This is a genomic window from Brachyspira catarrhinii (assembly GCF_005518285.1).
Taxonomy (GTDB): Bacteria; Spirochaetota; Brachyspiria; order Brachyspirales; family Brachyspiraceae; genus Brachyspira; species Brachyspira catarrhinii.
Genome location: NZ_SJDU01000786.1, coordinates 1 through 444, shown reverse-complemented (window position 1 = coordinate 444; position 444 = coordinate 1). Strand labels below are relative to the sequence as shown.

Annotated in this window: 1 protein-coding gene; it reads right to left on the bottom strand. The window is 27.3% G+C overall.

What is annotated here, in order from left to right:
• Positions 1-279 (bottom strand): hypothetical protein (locus tag EZH24_RS15210; RefSeq protein WP_236847286.1); only part of this gene is annotated, 279 nt, incomplete at its 3' end.
• Between the last annotated feature and the right edge of the window lie 165 nt (positions 280-444).

The window sequence follows — 444 nt, the reverse complement described above, 5'->3', positions numbered from 1 at the left end:
AACGATAATGCTGCGATTAAAATTGTTTTGATATTCTTCATACGAATATCCTCCTATGTGAATAAATTTAAAATTTATAACTAAACAAGGAATTTTTATTTTCCTTGATAAGCTATCGAAAGTGATTGAAGTTAAAACAAGGGGTTGCAACCCCTTGTTTATTAGAATTGCAAAATTGTTTTTCAATGCATAAGTATAATTAAAATTGTCATTGCGAGCCGAAGGCGTGGCAATCCAATTTGTATAAAATTTCTTTAAGTTTGGATTGCTTCGTTCCACTCGCAATGACAAAGTTTTTGCAAAACGAAAGCGGACACTTAAAAAATTAAATGCCCTAAAAAATTTTAATATATAAAAATTTAAATTATTGGTTAAAAGATATAATAATGGCTTTGCTTAACGAAATTATAGTATGCTAATTTATAGTAATTTTTACTAACCATA